At 40.7% G+C, this 19671-nt stretch carries 17 protein-coding genes and 2 pseudogenes; 14 read left to right on the plus strand and 5 right to left on the minus strand.

Annotation, left to right across the window (positions count from 1 at the left end; genetic code table 11):
* Positions 1-6 precede the first annotated feature (6 nt).
* The 14 genes and pseudogenes from J2X77_RS11405 to J2X77_RS11470 all read left to right on the plus strand — a co-directional run bounded on the left by J2X77_RS11405 (position 7) and on the right by J2X77_RS11470 (position 15122).
* On the plus strand, positions 7-3483 hold the full coding sequence (locus J2X77_RS11405) for a DUF6443 domain-containing protein (RefSeq protein ID WP_209576203.1): 3477 nt from the start codon (positions 7-9) through the stop codon (positions 3481-3483).
* Between the two features lie 6 nt (positions 3484-3489).
* On the plus strand, positions 3490-4149 hold the full coding sequence (locus tag J2X77_RS11410) for a hypothetical protein (protein WP_209576201.1): 660 nt from the start codon (positions 3490-3492) through the stop codon (positions 4147-4149).
* A gap of 10 nt (positions 4150-4159) precedes the next feature.
* A pseudogene (locus J2X77_RS23750) lies at positions 4160-4303 on the plus strand (RHS repeat-associated core domain-containing protein); the annotation flags it as partial.
* A 680-nt stretch (positions 4304-4983) separates the two neighbouring features.
* On the plus strand, positions 4984-5457 hold the full coding sequence (locus tag J2X77_RS11420; RefSeq protein WP_209576166.1) for a hypothetical protein: 474 nt from the start codon (positions 4984-4986) through the stop codon (positions 5455-5457).
* A gap of 49 nt (positions 5458-5506) precedes the next feature.
* Positions 5507-6274 (plus strand): DUF6973 domain-containing protein, encoded by a 768-nt coding sequence (locus tag J2X77_RS11425; protein ID WP_310080827.1) that lies wholly within the window; start codon positions 5507-5509, stop codon positions 6272-6274.
* 4 nt (positions 6275-6278) lie between these two features.
* Entirely contained in the window at positions 6279-6758 is a 480-nt protein-coding gene (locus J2X77_RS11430; RefSeq protein ID WP_209576164.1) for a hypothetical protein, read from the plus strand.
* Between the two features lie 15 nt (positions 6759-6773).
* Positions 6774-7610 (plus strand): annotated as a pseudogene (locus J2X77_RS11435) (hypothetical protein); the annotation flags it as partial.
* Between the two features lie 472 nt (positions 7611-8082).
* Complete coding sequence (locus tag J2X77_RS11440; protein WP_112375240.1) at positions 8083-8499, plus strand: type IV pilin protein; 417 nt, start codon at positions 8083-8085, stop codon at positions 8497-8499.
* Between the two features lies 1 nt (position 8500).
* The gene (locus J2X77_RS11445; protein ID WP_209576157.1) at positions 8501-9004 is read left to right on the plus strand and encodes a hypothetical protein; all 504 of its coding nucleotides are present in this window, start codon (positions 8501-8503) and stop codon (positions 9002-9004) included.
* Between the two features lie 37 nt (positions 9005-9041).
* Positions 9042-10469 (plus strand): GspE/PulE family protein, encoded by a 1428-nt coding sequence (locus J2X77_RS11450; protein ID WP_310080829.1) that lies wholly within the window; start codon positions 9042-9044, stop codon positions 10467-10469.
* Complete coding sequence (locus J2X77_RS11455; protein WP_310080831.1) at positions 10469-12436, plus strand: secretin and TonB N-terminal domain-containing protein; 1968 nt, start codon at positions 10469-10471, stop codon at positions 12434-12436. Before J2X77_RS11450 ends, J2X77_RS11455 begins: the two co-directional genes overlap by 1 nt.
* A 3-nt stretch (positions 12437-12439) precedes the next feature.
* Positions 12440-13675: a hypothetical protein gene (locus J2X77_RS11460; protein WP_209576155.1), complete on the plus strand. Its 1236-nt coding sequence runs from the start codon at positions 12440-12442 to the stop codon at positions 13673-13675.
* Positions 13653-14198, plus strand: coding sequence for a hypothetical protein (locus J2X77_RS11465; RefSeq protein ID WP_209576153.1), 546 nt, complete (start codon positions 13653-13655; stop codon positions 14196-14198). Before J2X77_RS11460 ends, J2X77_RS11465 begins: the two co-directional genes overlap by 23 nt.
* A 150-nt stretch (positions 14199-14348) precedes the next feature.
* Entirely contained in the window at positions 14349-15122 is a 774-nt protein-coding gene (locus J2X77_RS11470) for a hypothetical protein (RefSeq protein WP_209576151.1), read from the plus strand.
* Between the two features lie 160 nt (positions 15123-15282).
* Here J2X77_RS11470 and J2X77_RS11475 read toward each other — a convergent pair whose 3' ends face one another.
* The 5 genes from J2X77_RS11475 to J2X77_RS11495 all read right to left on the minus strand — a co-directional run bounded on the left by J2X77_RS11475 (position 15283) and on the right by J2X77_RS11495 (position 19667).
* A complete protein-coding gene (locus tag J2X77_RS11475; RefSeq protein ID WP_209576149.1) occupies positions 15283-16209 on the minus strand; it encodes a hypothetical protein in 927 nt (308 codons plus the stop codon).
* 185 nt (positions 16210-16394) lie between these two features.
* Positions 16395-17546: a type II secretion system F family protein gene (locus J2X77_RS11480; RefSeq protein WP_209576147.1), complete on the minus strand. Its 1152-nt coding sequence runs from the start codon at positions 17544-17546 to the stop codon at positions 16395-16397.
* A gap of 12 nt (positions 17547-17558) precedes the next feature.
* Positions 17559-18053 (minus strand): prepilin-type N-terminal cleavage/methylation domain-containing protein, encoded by a 495-nt coding sequence (locus tag J2X77_RS11485; RefSeq protein ID WP_209576145.1) that lies wholly within the window; start codon positions 18051-18053, stop codon positions 17559-17561.
* Positions 18050-18427, minus strand: coding sequence for a PilW family protein (locus J2X77_RS11490; protein ID WP_209576143.1), 378 nt, complete (start codon positions 18425-18427; stop codon positions 18050-18052). Before J2X77_RS11490 ends, J2X77_RS11485 begins: the two co-directional genes overlap by 4 nt.
* Positions 18417-19667, minus strand: a complete 1251-nt coding sequence (locus J2X77_RS11495) for a hypothetical protein (RefSeq protein WP_209576141.1) — start codon at positions 19665-19667, stop codon at positions 18417-18419. The genes J2X77_RS11490 and J2X77_RS11495 overlap by 11 nt, the downstream gene beginning before the upstream one ends.
* Positions 19668-19671: the final 4 nt, after the last annotated feature.

The raw sequence follows: 19671 nt of genomic DNA on the forward strand, positions 1-19671 counted from the left end.
TCAATTATGAAGAAGAACTTTTTAACATTTTTATCCTTGGTTGTTGCGGGATCTGTAGATGGACAAAGCCTTATGGACAACCTTACCCTGAGTTCCTATAGCAATCAGACGAATATACAGGCGCTCAAGAGTATCACGCTTACCAATGGCTTTTATATTCCAGCACCCGCGGCGGGCAAGACGGTTACGATCAGTATTGCCGGTTTTCAGAATATCGTGAGTGCCCCGACAGCGGGGCAGAACTATATCCTTACACGGACTTTTCGGGATACGGTCAAGCTGGCGCAACTTGGGAGCCTGCGCACGATCGGTCAGGAAAACCAGAGCATCCAGTATTTTGACGGACTTGGTCGTCCGAGCCAGACGGTGCAGCTGATGGCCAGCCCGACGTATAAAGACATTATACAGCACATCGAATATGATGGGTTTGGACGTGAGTCGACAACATATCTTCCCTATGGCGAGAAGTCAGGCAACGGTAGTTTCAGGTCGGGAGCTAAAACAACACAGTCGGACTTTTACAAAGACGGGATAGGCTGGGATGCTGCTACTGTGAAGACGCCGAACCCCTATGCGATCACGGTCTTTGAGAACAGTCCGCTGAACCGTGTACTGGAAAAGGGGGCACCGGGTGCAGCCTGGCAGCCCTTGCCAGCGCCGGGTACGGGGCATACGGTGAAAACCAGCTATGGCACGAATACGGCCATGGGGCTTGATGTTGTTAAGCTATGGACGGTAACGGCAAGCGGAGCCAGCGGTACGACGAACTATTCTGCCGGTAAGCTTTACCGTACGACGGTGAGGGACGAGAATTCCGTCAATACAACATCCCGTAGCGGATCGGTGGATGAATATAAAGATTTTGAAGGTCGGGTGATTCTCAAGCGGGTATGGGAGAGCGAGAGCAAAGCACTGAATACGTATTATGTATACGATGATTTTGGCGACCTGAGGTATGTGATCCCTCCTGCAGTAACAGGGACAGGTATAAGCGAGCTTTCCACAGAACCAACATTTACAAATTTCGACAATTATGTTTATGCCTATAAATACGACGGGCGCAGACGTCTGATCAAGAAAAAGATCCCGGGCAAAGGCTGGGAATACCTGGTGTACAACAAGAATGACCAGGTGGTGTTCACCCGTGATGCCGAGCAGCTGAAGCGAGAGGAGTGGAGCTTTACGAAATATGATGCATTCGGCCGTGTGGTGATGACCGGGGTTGAGAAAGGCCATGTCGGTGACAATCACGATGATCTGCAGCAGGCCCTGGCAGATTTTACAGGTCCGATGTGGGAACAGCGTGGTAGTGTGATGGAAGGATATACGAACAATACTATTCCGCAGAATACGGAGAATTTGACCATATTAGAGGTCAATTACTACGATGACTATGCCTTTGCCGGCGCGACGGTCCTTCCTGTGAGCGGAGTCACCAGAAGTACCAAGATCAAGTCCCTGCAGACAGGCACAAAAGTTTACCGGACAGATGGTACCCAGCCGCTGCTGACTGTATTATATTACGATGACTACGGCAGGGTGATTCAGAGCGCTTCAAAAAACCATCTTGGCGGCACGGATTATGTGACCAATACCTATAATTTTCCGGGGGAGCTGCTGACCAGCACCCGGGTACATACGCCGGCGACAGGGTCTGCAACAACTATCGTTACCACGAATGAATATGACCATGTGGGCAGGCTGGTTTCGACGAAGGAAAAAATCGGATCGCAGGCTGAGGTTATCCTGGCATCGAATAGCTATAATGAGATCGGCCAGCTGAAAAGCAAAGCCGTGGGCAAGTCGGGCACGGAGACTTCCTTTGTGAACACCACTACGTATAGCTACAATGAGCGTGGCTGGCTAAGTAAAAGTACTTCTCCCAAATTTAGCCAGCAGCTGAAATACCAGGACGGTACAAACCCACAGTGGAACGGCAATATCAGCCAGCAGCTGTGGGGAGACGATGCGACACTTCCATATACCTTTAGCTATCAATATGATAAATTGAATAGGTTGACCAGTGGAACAAATGGCCAGACTGGCACGGCGAGCATAGCCGAGGTAATTACCTATGATGATCTTGGTATGGGCAATATCAAGACCTTGAAACGAGATGCTCTTACTGCTACGACCTATACCTATACAGGCAATAAACTGATGAGCCTGAGTGGCGGCTTGACAGGAAGCTATACCTACGATGCTAATGGTAGTGTGAAAACAGACCGAATGGGGATGGCGATTACCTATAATTACTTGAACCTGCCGCAAACGGCAAAAAAAACAGGGGTGGATGTGGCATTTTTGTATGATGCTATGGGTACCAAGCTACAGAAGCTGTCGAAGATCGGCACGGCGCCGAATGTGATCACCACGACTCGTGATTATGTTGGTGGAATCGAATACAATAACGGTGCTATCGATATCATCCATAATTCGGAAGGCTATGCCCAACGGAATGGGGCAAACTATGTATATCATTACAATCTGACAGATCATCTGGGCAATGTACGTGCTACGTTGAAACGCGGCAGCAGCCCTACGGCAGTTGATGTAGCACAGCGGGACAATTATTACCCATTTGGAAAACGTAAGGTTGTGGCAGGCGGAAATAATCAGTATCTTTATAATGGCAAGGAGATCCAGGGCGAGCTTGGAGACCAATATGATTATGGGGCTAGGTTTTATGATGCCGAAATAGGTCGGTGGAATGTGATAGATCCGATGGCAGAGCAGTATAGAAGGTGGTCTCCTTATACCTACGGAGTAAATAATCCAATGAGGTTTATTGACCCTGATGGAATGAGAGTGGATGACTATGAAATCTATGATGATGGTAGAGTCGAAGTAACTAGAACTAAAGATAAAACCAATACTTATACATATCATGATGCTGATGGAGCAACTAGAGATCTTGGTACATATAATAAACGTGATATAAAAGATTCGAAAGGAAACACCGTTGAGCTAGTTGATTTATCAACAGTAGATCCAAGTCTGTTACTTATTACTGATAATGCAAAAGCACAAGGTTCAACTTATTTGCAAGAAGATTTTGCTGCGGCGGTGTTAGGAGCGGCAGGTCATTTTACCGCCGATGATTTAAACGGCATGGCCAGAAATTACGGCGACTATGGCTTACAAACAACACAGTTAACTGACAAAAATGGAAAACATAGTGGACATGGCGGAAAATTAGGTGAATATGCCGATATTAGATATGGAAGTTCTTATCCTTCAATGAGCCAGGCAATTTGGGTAGGGGATAAAAATTATAGTGAATATTTTAGCAACCAGATTGTTAAATCGCTTTCTAGTTTGGGATTCAACAATCCTTATTCAATTCTTACTGAGAATTCAAGTGGCAATGGGCCGGCTTTACCAAGAACAAATTTTGTAGCGCCTAAAAATGGACAAAATTTCCACCATAAACATCATATGCACATTCAGAAATTAAATAAAAGTAAGTTTAGTTTTAAGTGATAAATAATGAAGAAGATAATATTTATATTTTTATGTCTTTTTGTGTCAAATCAATTCCTATGCAAAGGGCAGGCTTACAAAAAGATAAATGGCATTACACGTCCTCAAATCATATCGAAAAAAATAAGTAAGGATGAGTATACCAATTTAATTGCACATAAAATTGACCGCAAATTAGACTCATTTTCAACTATAAAAAAGACAAGAAGTAGATTTGAATTTATCTTGCAAAATAATAAGTCTATTGTTTTGCAAGATAAAGGTAAGGAGGATGATTTAACTTATCGAAAATATAGATATTTGAGCAGTTTAAATAAAACTATATCCTTATTTTCTAAGGATGGTTATGAAAACAATGAATTATTCCTGCTAAATCTAAAAAATGGTAATCGTTATAAATTGTTATCAACTCCTTATATAAACAAGAATGGGAAAATGTTTTTTACCTTTAGTAATAATATTGAGATAGATTATCTAAGCAATAAAATTGAATTGTATTTGATTTGTGACGATAATTCAATTATCAACTTGAAAAGTTTTGATTATGAAGAAGCTGCCCCAGTTGAGGTGTTTTGGGTAGCAGAGAATGAACTTGCTATCAAGATTCTTAATCATATAGACGGAAATGAGAGATTACAGTATGAGAAGTGGGAAATAAATTTTTAATATTCTACTGGATTACGGAGCGCGGTTCTATGATGCCGAGATAGGACGATGGAACGTGGTGGATCCGCTTGCGGAGAAAGGCAGGCGCTTGTCTCCTTATATGTATGCATTCAATAACCCGATTAGGTTTATAGATCCAGATGGCGCTTGGCCGTGGCCAGTATGGGTTCGAAGTTTCATTTCTACAGCAAGAGCAGGAAGTGATTTTTACGCTAAAAAATTTAGAGGTGATGGGCGAGGACCGTCAACCGCAGATTCAGGGCCTAACTTAACTGGAGCAACGTCAAGAACAAAATTCAACTTTGTATTCGATGGTGATATGAGACAATATAGAGGTGCAAATATTAGCGCTGATGCTACTGTAAAATATGACAGTAATGGTAAGATTGAAGAGAAAAAAATAGCAAATCCATCTTTTGAAATTCATAATCGAGATAAAAATAGTAGGAAAGGTGCGTTTGAATTCTCTTATACGGCAAAAGATCCCTTGACACCTCAGTTTGCTACTCCAGCATTGGATATATGGGCTTATTTTGTAATGAAAGAATCTGGAGATAATTTGAATATTTCAGCTAGTTTTTACGGAGATGATTTCCCCTCAACAGAAGCATTTGTGGAAGATCAATCTGGAAATAGGCTATTTTTAGGCGCAAGTAAAGAGGAAGGGAATGTGTTGACTTTAACAGGTGGTGCAGACGTGAATATTTTTAATGTGAACATGAGTGTGAAGTTTGATAAGAATGGAAATTTTATTGGCGTCAGAAATGGAAAACAGACCATCCCAGTAGAAGAATGGAATAAAAAAATTCTCGAGCAATTTGATAGATTGACAAAATGAAAAATAAATTGATAATTGTGTGTTTCCTATTCCTTTTTATGTCGTGTAGCAGTAATAAGTTTACGAAGCAAGAGCTAGTTATACCGAAATCATATAAAGGTGAAATTTGGATATTTTATGGCCAGGAATATAATAGAGGTAAGTTTGAAAAAACGGATAACAAGATAGTATTTTATACGCCAACGGATGGCATAATTTTCAGTAAATATGTTCCAGACGACATTATAGATTTGGTAGAAGTTGACGAAACAAGAAAAAGAATACAAAATAATGGAGGTATGGATAATGGAAACAAGAAGTTGACAGTTGGTACTTTAGGAACGCTGGAATTACCGGATCAAAAAAAAATAACTTATTTAAGTTATTTTTCGGGTGATAAAAAATCAGTGGATAGTGTTTATCATAGAGCTAACGATTACGACTATATTGTAAAAAAATATAAAGCCAATATAGAAGCTAAACAAAGGTAAATACGATTATGGGGCGAGATTCTACGATGCAGAGATCGGACGCTGGAATGTGCTGGATCCGCTGGCGGAGCAGATGAGACGAAATAGTCCGTATAGTTATGCTTTCAATAATCCGATAAGATTTATAGATGTAGACGGGTTCTTTCCAGCTGAAACTAACGGCCCCGGGCCAGGACGATATCGAGCTAGTATTAACTCTCGATATGTAGGATTCGGTATTCGTCATCCAATAGCATCCTATCGTATTGGATTTGGGGTTAGTAAAGGCTCCACAGACCTTTCAACTAATGAAACTAGATTTGCCACTCGAGGCGAAGTACTTACTGGATCTAAATCTTCCCAAGATGATAGAGGCAGTGAAAATGGAGCGTTTAGACATACGTTATGGCAGGCAGCTATTACTTCTGAATTTGGCTCCAATACAGCAAAAGAGGCCGGAAATGCACATGAGAGAAATGCTTATACTGATCTATCTGGATCTAAATTTACAGATCTCGACGAAGCAGATCAAACTGTTGATTTAAATAATAATATCATAGGAAGAGAAATTGGAAGGGATAATTTTGGAGCAACAATGGACAAATTAGCAATGAAAGTTTTGGATGAATTTAAAGAAAATGGGCTGTTTACCGCTACAAAAGGTAAAAATGGAGAATGGACAGTTTCTAAAACCAAGCTTTCTGCTGATAAATATAAAGAGTTGAAGAAGATCTTTTCAGAATTAAATAAAGATGGCAGGACTAATGAAGAAAATAGTGCAATTGAAGATAAAGCGAAAAAACAACGAGAGCTTATCAATTTCGGCCCTAAATGGTAATAGAATGACTGTTTATAAAATATTTTATTTATGCTTTATGATTTTTTTGACCCTTGGATGTAGCCAAGAATCAGAATTTGACAATTCTATCAAGAAAGAATTCCAAAAATGTAAGGAATCAGAGAGCTGTGTTTTGGATATGACAAAGGCTTTTAATTTTGACTGGGATACCGTTTATTATTTTAGTGGTAAGTATTCTCTGGAAGAAATAAATAGAGTTATAGGTTTTGAAATAAAGAATTATAAAGACGTTGGTGCAAGAATTATTTTTGTTCACAATGGACGAGATGTTTATTCTTATGAGTGGTTTCCAACTCCGGAAAATATAAAAGAAAAAGTTTGTATTTTGACAGATTTGGAATCATTCAAGTTGAATCGAAATATGGCGAAATTTAAAGTTGAAGAAATAAATAAAATAATTTTTATAGAATATCCACCGTTTAGTAATTCAAGGGATGAAATCTTAAAAATAGGCAGCGAATAAGATTACGGGGCAAGATTTTATGATGCCGAGGTCGGTAGATGGAATGTCGTGGATCCAAAAGCAGATCAGATGCGTAGACATTCACCGTATAACTACGCCTCCGATAATCCGATACGTTTTATTGATCCCGATGGGATGCTCACGACACCACCAGACGAATTTAATCAACAAGGTAACAAAATATCTAATCTTGGAGGTAATGTGGTTGATTTTTATCATCAGGTAAATGGAGATACAAAAATTGTTAATAGAGAATCAGGCAAATCGAATATTATCGCAGGTGGAGAAAAGCTTATTAGAGAAACGTCACAAAGAGATAAAAATACAAGCTGGCAAAATCTATATTGGGAATGGGAGCGGGGAGATGGTCCTGCTAACAGTTTAATTTCTGATTTTGATAACACAGATGTTGGCATATTTGGTTCTTTAAATAGGGTATCTTCAACATATGCTAGTAAAGCGAGATCAGAAGCGGTTAAAGGAGGTGATGGAAGTAAAGGAACAATTCATTTAAATTACAGTGATGTTAATCCGTTCACAGCTGGCACCAATGGATGGGAGCAATTTTTAGGAAGAGCAAATCTTTCATATTATAGCCTTGGAAATAAAGTTTTATTTCTAATGAATGATAGTAAGTCCGAGACTTCCTTTTTGTATAGAATGGCCCCAAGTTGGGAAAGATCGACTTTGGCACAAAATGGTACAACACGTCAAACATATATCTGGACAGAATCTATGCATGAAGTTAAACAAAAGAATCAGATTCGCACAAATCATATAAATAGAATTAATCAAATAAGACAGGAATATAAAGCCTCCGAGCATTTGCGTATTCCATCTATAAAATGTTAAAGAATGAAAATAATTATTTTTATTATTATAGTATTTATTATGTCTTGTAGTTATTCCGATAATGAAATGATAGGAATTTATACGCCTTCTAATTATAAAAACACTTATGACACGATTGAATTATCTAGCAACAATGTTTATTACAGAAAGGTTTATGATCGGAATAAAAAACTAGTTTTAAAAATCAAAGGAAGATGGGCTATAGATAAGGATATTTTGGAATTTTATCCACCTTACTTTTTTAATTTGGACAGAGATTTAACTGTAAGGCCGAGACATGAAATGTGTTGAAGGACTTATTTTGTAAAGGTTAACCAAATGCGCAAAATCTTTTTTCATTTCCACTTTTTTAATCCATTTTAAACATTAAAAGTTTAAAAGAATTTCCAATAGTGGGAAAGAAGTACTGTCAGAGTTAAACGAAAATATTTATATTAGCGCTGATTAAATTAACTTGGGAAAGAAAAGTGTTATGAAAAGATTTTACAAAAAGCGATTAAAGGCCTATAGTCTCACAGAAATCCTTGTCGTCATGGTGATTATCGGTATCTTGGTGTTATTGGCATTACCTAACCTGATGCCATTAATTACCAAAGCGAAAAGCACCGAAGCCAAAGTACAGCTCCAACATTTGCAGACCCTGGAGAAAAATTATTTTTTCGAAAAGTCCAAATATAGCGGCAACTTGGATGAAATCGGTTTTGTACAGGAAAAATTAAGTACCGACGGTAAAGACGGAAAAGCTAATTATCGCATTGAAATTGTCCGCGCTGATCAGAATACCTTTTTAGGGAGAGCAACGGCTGTAGTGGATTTCAATGGCGACGGTAAGTTCAATGTGTGGGAAATAGACCAAGACAAAAACCTAAAAGAGGTTACCGCAGATTAACATGTGGTGGACCATATCCATTGCTGTTCTTTTAATCGGTATTGCTTATCAGGATTTTAGACAACGCGCTGTAAGCATTGTTTTCTTTATTTTACTGGCCATACTGCTTTTGGGACTTAAGTTGACAGAAAATTATTGGGAGGATTCTTTTTCGGATATCCTGGTCAATATCTTGTTTTTGGCTTTTCAGATGGGAGGTATCCTGTTCTATTTCCGAATCAAAGAAGGTATTTGGGGACGGATCATGGATCGAAAACTGGGCTGGGGGGATATTGCATTTTTGCTGTGTATAGTGCTCTATATGCCCTTTCTGAACTTTTTTCTTTTCCACATCATCAGTTTGATTGCCGCATTATTGATTGCTATGGTCAACAAAAACTGGCGGGATCAGCAAAAGGGTATTCCACTGGCAGGCTGTCAGGCGCTACTTTTTTTAGGATATTTTACCTCTGAACGAATGAATTGGATTGATTGGACCGTGATCGGTCGATCGTTGATGTCATAGCATAGAAAGGTATAACAAATTATTAACAAGAAGCATCGTGGGGACAGGTTATCATTTTTCAACAGAAATACTGCATGCGATATCACGGGATATCGCATGGCACTACCGTATTATTCCGTTTGAACGGAATAGTAAGGAAATTCATTTTTATACAGACCGGTCCAGTGACCTGTCGGGGCTAGAGAATGAACTTGCGATCCTCTTTGATGAGCATATTATCCTAGAGATTACTTCATCGGCCGAGATTGATGAGTGGCTCAATAGGCATTACTTTGGCGAAAAACAGTCGGAAGGAAATGAAGCTGTTAAAAACCTGGTCTTTAACGCGGATTTTCTTGATAATTTGATTTACGAAGCCAAACAGCTTAAAAGCAGTGATATCCATATCGAAACGTATGAAAGCCGCTGTCGAGTGCGGGTCCGGATTGATGGTATGATGGTGGAGCGTTATGTGCTAAAAAGGGAGGACTACCCAGCTTTGATCAATAAGATCAAGATCATGTCCAATCTGGATATTGCCGAGAAACGCCTGCCACAAGATGGGCGTATCCATTACAGACGTAATCAGGATCAGTTTGATATCCGTGTATCGGTGCTACCCACGCTGCACGGGGAAAAGGTGGTACTGCGTCTGCTGAACAATAATGCCACTAATATCCAACTGGATAAATTGGGAATGTCTCCGGAGGATTATGAAAATTATCTCCACGGAGTGAAAAAGCCTAATGGTATTTTACTGATCAGCGGACCCACAGGTTCGGGTAAAACAACAACCTTGTACGCTACATTAAAACACTTAAATAAGACTACAAATAATATTTTAACAATAGAGGATCCTATCGAATATACGCTGGAGGGTATCAACCAGGTTCAGCTTAAGGAAAATATCGGGCTGAGCTTTGGTGCTGCACTGCGTACTTTCTTGCGCCAGGATCCGGACATCATTATGGTGGGGGAGATCCGTGATCCCGATACTGCCAATATGGCCATTCGGGCAGCGCTGACAGGACACTTGGTATTGTCTACGATCCACACAAATTCTGCTTGGGGAACAGTGTCTCGTCTGATCGATATGGGTATTCCCAATTTTTTGATCGCCAATACCCTGAATACTTCTGTTGCCCAGCGTTTGGTGCGCACCCTTTGCCCTAGTTGCAAACGGGAGGAGGAGCTAACTGCTGATCTCTACCCAAAGCAATTTAAACCTTATTTTACGGTTCATAAACATGCGGTTGCTGTGGGCTGTGCTTCTTGCTATTTTACAGGTTATAAAGGGCGAAAAGCGGTATATGAGATTATCCCGATGGATCAGGGACTGGTGGATGAGATCAAAAAGGGAAACATGCGTGTGGATGAGCAATTAAAAGAACGAAAAATAAAAACACTCGGCGAAAACGCATTTGAGCTTTTTGCCGCCGGGGAAACAACGATAGAGGAAATCTATCCATTACTATTCAATTATTGATGATGAGTTTGAAAACACTATATTTAATCTTTTTTCTACTACTGTCTTTTAGCAACGGTACATTTGCTCAAAATGCAGCAGAAAACTATGCGCGTGTGGAACAGCGGCTGGAAGCATTGGCAGGGACGGTGCCTGGACTGGAAAAGAAGGTGAAACTTTCTGTTTCGGGGGTTACGGCACAGGAATTTCTACGTGCCCTTGCACAATCCAATGACTTGAATATCAATGTGGATCCTACATTAAACTTTTCCATTGTCAATAATTTTACAGGGGAGACCGCGAAAAATGTACTGCTTTTCCTGGCGAAGACGTATGGCTTGGATATCGATGTGATCGGTTCGATTATGACCATCAAAAAATTACCGGAGCCCCAACCTGTTCAGATTGAAAAAGATATCAAGGTGCAGTATAATACATCAAGTGATGGACTTGGCTATGAATTGCAGAATGATCCCCTGGGCAAGGTGGCACAAAAGATCAGTTCACTATCGGGCAAAAACTTGATCGTGCCTACACCCTTGCTCCAGAAGACGGTGACGGGATTTATGGCTGAAGCGCCCTTTGAAACGGCATTGGAAAAATTGGCCTATGTGAATGGATTGAAATACCGCAAAACCAATGACAATGTGTATGTATTTGAATCGTTGATACCCGGAGAGGAACTTTTTATCAATGACGACCGGCAAACTGATGTCCGATTTAGACCGGACAATGCAAACAATCCTGCAAATGGAGCGAATGGAATGAACTCGGGAATGGGCGGTGGGCAGCCGGGTAACTACGCACTTTATGGAAAGACGGAAGAGGGTAGAGGGAAACGTTTCACCATACAGGCAAGCAATACGCCCATTATCGAATTGATCAAGCGTGCCTCAGAAGAAGCTAATGTCAATTATTTTATTTATAGTCAGATTGACGGAAATATTACGACCAATGTAAAGGATATTTCCTTTGACCAGTTTCTAACTTCTATTTTTCAGGGAACACCGTATACTTTCCGCATGGACAAGGACACCTATCTGATCGGCAATCGTCGAAACGAAGGACTGCGTGATAACAAGATTATTCAGCTCCAGCACCGTTCCATTGATACTATCATGATGATGATTCCGATGGATTGGCGAAAAGATGTCGAGATCAAAGAATTTAAGGAACAGAATATGCTGCTGCTTTCAGGCTCGGGACCACAGATCCGTGAAATTGAAACTTATGTAAAGCAGTTGGATAAATTGGTGCCGATGGTATTGATTGAGGTAACACTACTGGATATTCAGAAGGGAAATACGCTAAAAACGGGTATTAAGATGGGGGTAGCAGATTCCATTCCAAAAACGGGAGGAAGCCTGTCGGATGGTTTTACCTTTGGCGCCGGTTCAGTGAATCGCTTTCTGTCTCAGATCGGGAAAAATAATTCATTCAACCTTGGTCGTGTCACCCCCAATTTTTATGTGCGTCTGCAGGCCTTGGAAGAAAATAAAAATGTGGAACTCCGTTCTGTACCTAAGCTATCTACCTTAAATGGTCATAAAGCAACGCTTAGCATAGGAAGTAAACGTTATTATAAAATTGAGACGCAAAATGTTTATCCCGGATTAACGAATACCAATGTTTTTACGACGCAATATCAAGATGTCAGTGCAGATCTCAAAATCGATGTTACACCCGTAGTTTCTGGTGACGATCAGATTACAATGAAAATTTCCGTAAATATTTCTGATTTTATTGGTACTGTTGCGAAAAATGAACCACCTCCGACATCCAATAGTAAATTTGAGTCCATCATTCGTGCCCGTAACGAAGATATGATTGTATTAGGAGGAATTGAGCGTACCGAAAATAGTAATAGTGGAAGGGGGATTCCGATATTATCCCGTATTCCAATCCTGAAATGGTTATTTAGCAGCCGGGAGAAAAGTACACAAAAGGTCGTCTCGGTCGTCTTTATTAAACCAACGATATTGTATTAATCCATGTTAAACAGGATCAAGGAAAAATATCGATTACATACTTGCGTCGGCATTTCGCTTCGACAGGACTCTGCCGGTCTTTCCATTCGTTGCTGCAAGGTGAAGCTGGAAAAAGACCAACTTGAAATTGAAGAGACCTGGGAGGTAGATGATTGGGAGCTTTTAGCGAGCAACAGGTATAAAGATACACCTGTTGCACTGCACCTTGATTCGAGGCAGATCCTTATCAAAGAGACTGCGCCGATGGATTTGGATGAGGAGCGGTTGAAGCCTATTTTTCCCAGCTATGATGTGGAGCGTTTTTATCATGCACAGCTGCAAGGAGAATCAAAGCAATGGGTGGCTTTTGTTCGAAAGGATTATATTGTAGAGATGCTCGACAGGTTAATGGTCAGCGGATATCAGGTCATCAAAGTGTTTATCGGTCCCTTTGTGCTGGACGCAATACTTGGACAGATCAATAGTTACAGTGATGCCTACACCTTTGATGGACATTCAATACATGTCAGTGGTGAAGATAAGCGTTGGCAGGACTACCGATTCGGGTCTGAGTTTGAGAGCCGTTTTGCTTTAAAGATTGGCGATCACCCGATCAAGCCGCAATACTTGACCGCTTACGCAACGGCTTTTTCAGCTTTAATGGCCGATTACGTTCCGGAGTATGGGTTGCTCATTCCTGAAGTGGAAGAGCAGCATCAGGCCTGGCTCGAAAAACAAAAGTTCAAAGTGAATCTAGTGATTCTAGTTGCTGTTTTTTTTGTTTTGCTGTTGGTGAACACATTCCTATTTAGTCATTATTATCAAGAAAATATGGCTCTGGGGGATCGGGTGAGTAATCAGCAGAGTACGGTGCAGGACTTAGGAAAATTAGAAGGTGGAATAAAGAGCAATGAGGTGCTATTGACTGAACTGGGCTGGAACGGCGGAGTTTCCAAAGCTTGGCTATTGGATCAGATCGGCTATTCCATCCGACAGTTTACGCAGATCAGCTTGACACAGATCCAGGTTAATCCGCAATCAAAAGGAATGGGGAATACAGTGATCCAACAGGCTGACCAGATTATCATCAAAGGGAGTAGTCCAACTTTGGAAATGCTCAACCTCTGGCTGCGTGAACTCAAGAATAACCCCTGGATAGCAAACGTTAGTATCGAAGAATATGGCAATAAGCAACAGGACGAAACGATGGATGCTTTTACCATAAAAATAAACTACAATGATAAAGTGGAAGGAAATTGACTATAAAAAACGCAACAAGCTATTGTTTGTCGGTGCTGGGATTCTTCTGGTGCTTGCCTGGTTTTTGGCCTTCCAAAAGACCTATTTGGCCTATCGTGAAAATACACGTTTGAATGGGTTGGTTGGTTACGATATCAGCAACAGTACCCAGTATGATTTTACACGGAAGAGCAAAGTTTTGGATAGCCTGAGTAAAGTTTATCAAAGCGACTCGGCAACCTGGAACGATAATTTCCTTTCGGAGGCAAGCCGTGCAATTAATTCGCCCCGTATTCAGGTCTATTTCAATAATCTCCCTAAGAATAGTGCGATGCAAGTGGATAGCGCTGCTGTCAGATCAAAGAGCTTAACCTTAAAGGGAGATTATCGGTCTATTGTGGCTTCTGTTGCCGAACTGGAAAAGATCAATACTTTGGGCTATCTGAGCACGGTGACTTTAAAGTTTGATAACAGGAGAGTATCAACGAATGAGCGTAAAATGATCGAGGGGGAAGTGGGGTTTAAGGTGAAGTTTGAAAGGTAGAGATCGTTTGAAGATATATTCTAAATGAATACTCTGTGGTATACTTCGTAGCTAACATTGATCCTTTTTAGATAAAACCAGATTATTAACGTTTTTAATGTTGAAAAGCTATTGATTGTAGCTGGAAGTAATGATAATTTTTAAATAAGCATGAAATTAAAGATCGTTTTACTAATAGTATCAGGGTTGCCGTTCCTTGGAAAGGCACAGACAAATTCATTTCCCGCAAGTGGAAATGTAGGGGTAGGTACACTAAGCCCCTTGACAGGAACTAACAATAGTGGATTACATATAGCCAAAGGTGATCATAGTAGTGTTCTGTTAGGCGATCCGTTTGGCAGCGGGTATGGAGGAATTGTTCAAACTTCAGACACAAGACATAGACTATTTTTAGGTGCTAATTTGTATGATGATGTAAATAAGGGCTGGAGCAGTTTTGTAGCGGGAAAAGGAACTGCAGGGATAAGCATTATTGCAGATAATGGGGGCTGGGGCTCATCAATAAGTTTTTATTTAAGTGACAACGACCGTGATATGGCCTCGAAGTTCACCATGAGATCAAATGGTAATGTTGGTATTGGAATAGAATATCCAAATGAAAGATTGGCCGTTCGTGGAACAATCCGTGCGCAGGAAGTAAAAGTAGAAACTGCTAACTGGCCAGATTATGTATTCGCCGAAGGATATCAATTGCCAAGTCTGAGAGAGACGGCAGAATTTATCAAGAGGAATAAGCACCTGCCCGGTGTACCTAAAGCGACGCAGGTTGAAGAAAATGGACTGTCTTTAGGGGAAATGAATAAGATCTTGATGCAGAAAGTTGAAGAGCTGACTTTGCATTTAATAGAAAAGGATAAGAAGATTGAAAAGCAAGATGAAATTTTAAGTAGTGTGCTTGAGCGGCTGAAAAAACTGGAGAAATAAAAATATAGTTGTATAGATTGGATTATACATTGATTGTGTGATATTACATATCCATTCTAAAATTTGGTCTAGTTTGAGGTATTTGCAGTTGTCTAGAGCTTCAAGAATAGGAAAGAGCGAATACTTAATTTTATTCGCTCTTTTTTATTTGCGACGGAAATTAATGTTGCTGCATTTTTAAAGCCTGAATTTCATTTTTCAAACTTTTAATTTCTCTATTTTGGTCGATTAGGTACAAAGTCATTTCCTCTATTTTCTGTAGGAGCTGTCGGTTCAGCTCACCTAAGGCCACACCATTTTCCTCGACAGCTTTTGCAGGGGCAATGTTCGGTAAATGTTTATTTTCTTCTACAAATTTTGCTAGTGAATCTAATGGCATCAGCTGATGATCGTCATTGAAAACATAGTCAGGCCATGGATTTGCTTCAACCTTAATCTCTTTAGCACGAACTGTTCCATTTACGGCGAGTTTTTCTGTCGGATTTGCTGTACCTATGCCAACATTACCGTTAGAAGCAGCCTTGATGGCTAGAATACCTTCTGACGACATATAATTGTTGCCCACAATGAGATCCCAATCATATGTCATGGGAAGCAATTTTATAGCATTGGGTTCATTTCCGTAAATAGGTGTCACATATTTATTATATCCCAAATTGAAATTGACAGAACGGATTTTTACAGACACATTTAACGCTGTTTCAATACCCAATGTATTAATAGCTCTTATCCTAAAAGCCTTGGTATTTGGGTTGTGATCAACGGTGAAATTCACGCCGCCGCTTGTGTAAACATTGTTGTTTATACGTCCTGCTTCTTGCCATCTTGAACTATTGGCATGTGTTGAAGAGGCTATGTGTGTTGCAGCAGCAGCCACATTATTTCTTGTGTAGGCAATGGATATTTCAAAATAGCCTGAAGCTCCGACGGCAATCGGTTTGGCGGAGGCAAATTCAATATAATCGCCTATTTTGAAATCTACTGGAAAGACGACGATGGTTTCCAAATAATCATTTACATTTTGTGCCTTTACAGCATAGCCAAATCCTGATAAAATCAGAATAATGAATAAAATAAACTTTTTCATATCATAGACGTTAATTGTGGTTAAAATTGGATTTAGAAGAGGTGTTTTATCGGTTCATTTTTAATAAATCAATTTCTTTTCTTAAACTTTCATTCGTTTTTTGCGCGTCGGCATTGTAAACATACCCCAATAGCAGTAGGGCAATAGAAAAAATAAACTTGTTCATAGAATATACTTTATTGTGGTTAAAAACTATTGCTCATTTGGAACATTGGCAGGTACATGGCGATGAGGATCAAGCCAACGACCAAGCCCAAGAAGATAATAATAAAGGGTTCCAGTAAACTGGAGAGTGTGGAGGTCTTATATTCCACTTCTTCCGTCAGCTGCGTGGCAATCTTTTCAAAGAAAAAATCCAATCGGTTCACTTCTTCGCCCACACGGATCAATTGTACGGTTTTGGCTGGATAAAAAGGATATTTGGAAAGTGCTGCATGTAGGGATTCGCCCTGTAGAATTTCCTTTTCGGCTCCTTCCAATGAATATGCTATCGGGTAAAAGTCGGTCATCTGCTGCACCAATTGGATAGACTGCAACAGCGGCGTATTGGTGCTGACCAATAGGCGCATCGTATTGGCAAAACGTGCCAAATGGACCTTGCGGATAATATCGCCAAATAGTGGAAGTCGCAACATAATTCTGGACGACCACTTGCGCCACCAAAGCTGCTTTTGGTTGAAGCGAATAAATACGATAATTCCGATTATAGCAAGTACACCCCACCAGAACGTTCGGTCCATAAATTGGGAGACTTTTAATATAAATGCCGTAATGGCCGGAAGCTCGCCGCCAAAGCGTTTAAAAATATCCGAAAACATCGGGACCACAAACTTGAGCATAAATAATACCGCTCCCATCGACGTGCTTAAGACAATGACTGGATAGGTGAGTGCCGAAATAATTTTACGGCGCTGTCCAATTTTGCTTTTGTAGAAGGAAGCCAATTCTTTCATGACCTCGCCAAGCTTCCCGGTCTCTTCGCCAATCCGTAAACTGAAAAATTCGTAATTGCTGAACTTTCCGCTTTTACGGATGGCATCCGAAAGGCTGTCGCCCACAAGCACATTGCTCTTGATTTCTTGAAACAACTTGTTGTCCTTGCTATTTTTCTGATCCAAAAGAACCAGATCAAACGCAGTCTTGAGGTCAACTCCCGATAAGAGCAGCGTACTGAATTCGACATAGAACTCTTCTTTTTTCTTGTCGGGAAGCTGTCCGTTTCCAAAGCTGATGTCTTTGTTTAGAAAGGCCAGAATATCGCCAGCCCCTTCTTTTTTCTTAGGAGAAGTAGGCTGCTCAGGCTTTTTCTTATATTTTGAGATATCAATTGAGGGCATAGTCGAAATACATTAATTAGTGACCTCCGAATCCAGCTGTAAAAGCTGCTGAGCCGAATAGATCTTATGGTAATCAAATTGATGTTCTTTATTTTCAAACCGGATATTCAGATGAATATGATCTGTCAGTTCTTCCGATGGAAGATGCTGTATCCTTGGTGTCGTATCCAGATTGACAGTTTGGATCAGAAAAGTATCTTTTTCTACGGTATTTTGATTTCTCACAATGAATTTTGGTGCAAACTCATAACTGATATTTCCGAATTCATTTTCGCAGATCAGACCATTTTCGCTAGTTTTTAACCAGACCGATCTATCGATATCCTGTTCCAGCAGATGTTTGAATAGGCTGTAGGAAAAACGCTCCTGTCTCTGCTTTTGCTGTTGTAGAAAAAGCTGTTGAAAATATTGAAACATATAAAAGGCCATACCAATACTGATGGCCGAAATCAGCATGGCAATGGTAAGTTCCATGAGGGTAAAAGCCTTTAGTTTTAGGGTTTTCATTGCTGAGCCCCCCCTTCTGTTTTATTTTCAATATAGCGTACTAGACTATCTGTTACTTTGCCTTCCTCCGACATTGTATAGACGGCAAGGCGCAGGCGGTCGGTGTACCCTTCGACTTCGTTAAGCTGATAGCTTAATTTTATACTATCCTGCTGACTTTCTCCCACTGTGTTGCCATCAAATCCGCTTGTCTCCAGCTGACGGCTCCAAAGCATCATTTGCTCAGTTGTGCTCTTTCGGGTTTCACTTCTGGAAGCTTTCGTCAGGTTAACAAAAATAAGCATGCCTATTCCGAAAACGATTAGGATAATCACCATGGAAACCAATGTTTCTACCAGGGAGGAAGCTTTGAGCCTAATGATTTTAACTTCCATAGCTGTACCATTTTAAAGGTTTATTGATCTGTTTTTTTTGATCGGGGATCAATAAATAAGAGCTCAGAAAATGGGGGGATAGTTTGCTGCGGTCGAATTTGATATTCACCAAAAAATTCTCATACATGGAGGACGGGCTTTTGTAGAGAAACCGGTAACAGGCTGTGCGACCTACTACTTGTAGCCCTTTGCTGTAGTCTAAAAGACCATACACAATAAGGTCTCCCTGAATGGTGCAATCTTTAGCAAGGCTCGCTGCCGATGGCATATCGGAGCGTTTAGGCTCATATAGGAGTACTGTGCCAGCGATACTGCAATTATTGCCTATTCTTAAGCTTATTTTTTTATCTTCTGCGCCGATTACTGCTGCGGTGGATGGATATTGCAGGGAGACATTGTCTTCCAATATCAACGAGTCGGTGGCAAAAAACTGGGCAGCGCCTTTAAATCCTTTTTCAATGCGAATACAGGGGGCAATGACTATAATATCTTGTAAGACTGCGGTAGCGGGAATAATAATTGTCGTGTCTGATAGTAATTGAATATTTCCGATCAGACTATCACTGATCTGTCCCTGGCCAGCCATAAGTTTATAACGCAGTGTGTGTTGGTGAAAGGGATTTTTATTCGATATACCTAAGGGCAGCGTCTCGCCCTTCAGACTGTCGTGTTTGAGTAGGGCCTGCAGGGTTGAAAGGCGTTTTATATTTATTGCCTGCATCTGCCGGTCGCTGTCTCTGCTTTTCCCTTCAACGATCTTCTCATTGCCTTTAAAGTATTCGCCATCAACATAGGATGGTCTGACTCCAGATTTGGGAATGAATGCTGTCCCCTTAATTACTGTTTCCCCACTTACGGAAACTGGTCGATCTTCATCTGTGATATACAATACTGTTGAGTCCGTGGGAATTGCGCCCAATAGTGCAGTTTTCATTAGCGAATCCTGTTGCATATGTGCTCGGACAACCGCGATGTCATAAAGTCCCCATTCGTATTTCGAAAGGTAGACCGAATCCCCCTGCTGCGTGACATTGGTCAGTGCGGTGTCAAGTGCGTACGGAAAATTGGCGGAGGTAACAAAGCTATAGCCAGCATCGATCTGCTGTCTCAGCTGTTCTTTCCGGTTAAAACGGGCATCTTGATCTCGAAAAAAGAAAGCAAGATAGATCAAACTCCCCAATATCACCGACACGATAAGGGAAATGACCAACACTAGATATAATGCTGCCGCCTTGAGCATGGTT

The organism is Sphingobacterium sp. 2149, from assembly GCF_031455655.1.
GTDB lineage: Bacteria > Bacteroidota > Bacteroidia > Sphingobacteriales > Sphingobacteriaceae > Sphingobacterium.

Coding starts and splice junctions, on each gene's coding strand:
- J2X77_RS11490 (WP_209576143.1), bottom strand. CDS start 18,427: ATGGAAGTTAAAATCATTAGGCTCAAAGCTTCCTCCCTGGTAGAAACA.
- J2X77_RS11405 (WP_209576203.1), top strand. CDS start 7: ATGAAGAAGAACTTTTTAACATTTTTATCCTTGGTTGTTGCGGGATCT.
- J2X77_RS11475 (WP_209576149.1), bottom strand. CDS start 16,209: ATGAAAAAGTTTATTTTATTCATTATTCTGATTTTATCAGGATTTGGC.
- J2X77_RS11485 (WP_209576145.1), bottom strand. CDS start 18,053: ATGAAAACCCTAAAACTAAAGGCTTTTACCCTCATGGAACTTACCATT.
- J2X77_RS11445 (WP_209576157.1), top strand. CDS start 8,501: ATGTGGTGGACCATATCCATTGCTGTTCTTTTAATCGGTATTGCTTAT.
- J2X77_RS11420 (WP_209576166.1), top strand. CDS start 4,984: ATGAAAAATAAATTGATAATTGTGTGTTTCCTATTCCTTTTTATGTCG.
- J2X77_RS11470 (WP_209576151.1), top strand. CDS start 14,349: ATGAAATTAAAGATCGTTTTACTAATAGTATCAGGGTTGCCGTTCCTT.
- J2X77_RS11465 (WP_209576153.1), top strand. CDS start 13,653: ATGATAAAGTGGAAGGAAATTGACTATAAAAAACGCAACAAGCTATTG.
- J2X77_RS11440 (WP_112375240.1), top strand. CDS start 8,083: ATGAAAAGATTTTACAAAAAGCGATTAAAGGCCTATAGTCTCACAGAA.
- J2X77_RS11455 (WP_310080831.1), top strand. CDS start 10,469: ATGATGAGTTTGAAAACACTATATTTAATCTTTTTTCTACTACTGTCT.
- J2X77_RS11410 (WP_209576201.1), top strand. CDS start 3,490: ATGAAGAAGATAATATTTATATTTTTATGTCTTTTTGTGTCAAATCAA.
- J2X77_RS11430 (WP_209576164.1), top strand. CDS start 6,279: ATGACTGTTTATAAAATATTTTATTTATGCTTTATGATTTTTTTGACC.
- J2X77_RS11460 (WP_209576155.1), top strand. CDS start 12,440: ATGTTAAACAGGATCAAGGAAAAATATCGATTACATACTTGCGTCGGC.
- J2X77_RS11495 (WP_209576141.1), bottom strand. CDS start 19,667: ATGCTCAAGGCGGCAGCATTATATCTAGTGTTGGTCATTTCCCTTATC.
- J2X77_RS11480 (WP_209576147.1), bottom strand. CDS start 17,546: ATGCCCTCAATTGATATCTCAAAATATAAGAAAAAGCCTGAGCAGCCT.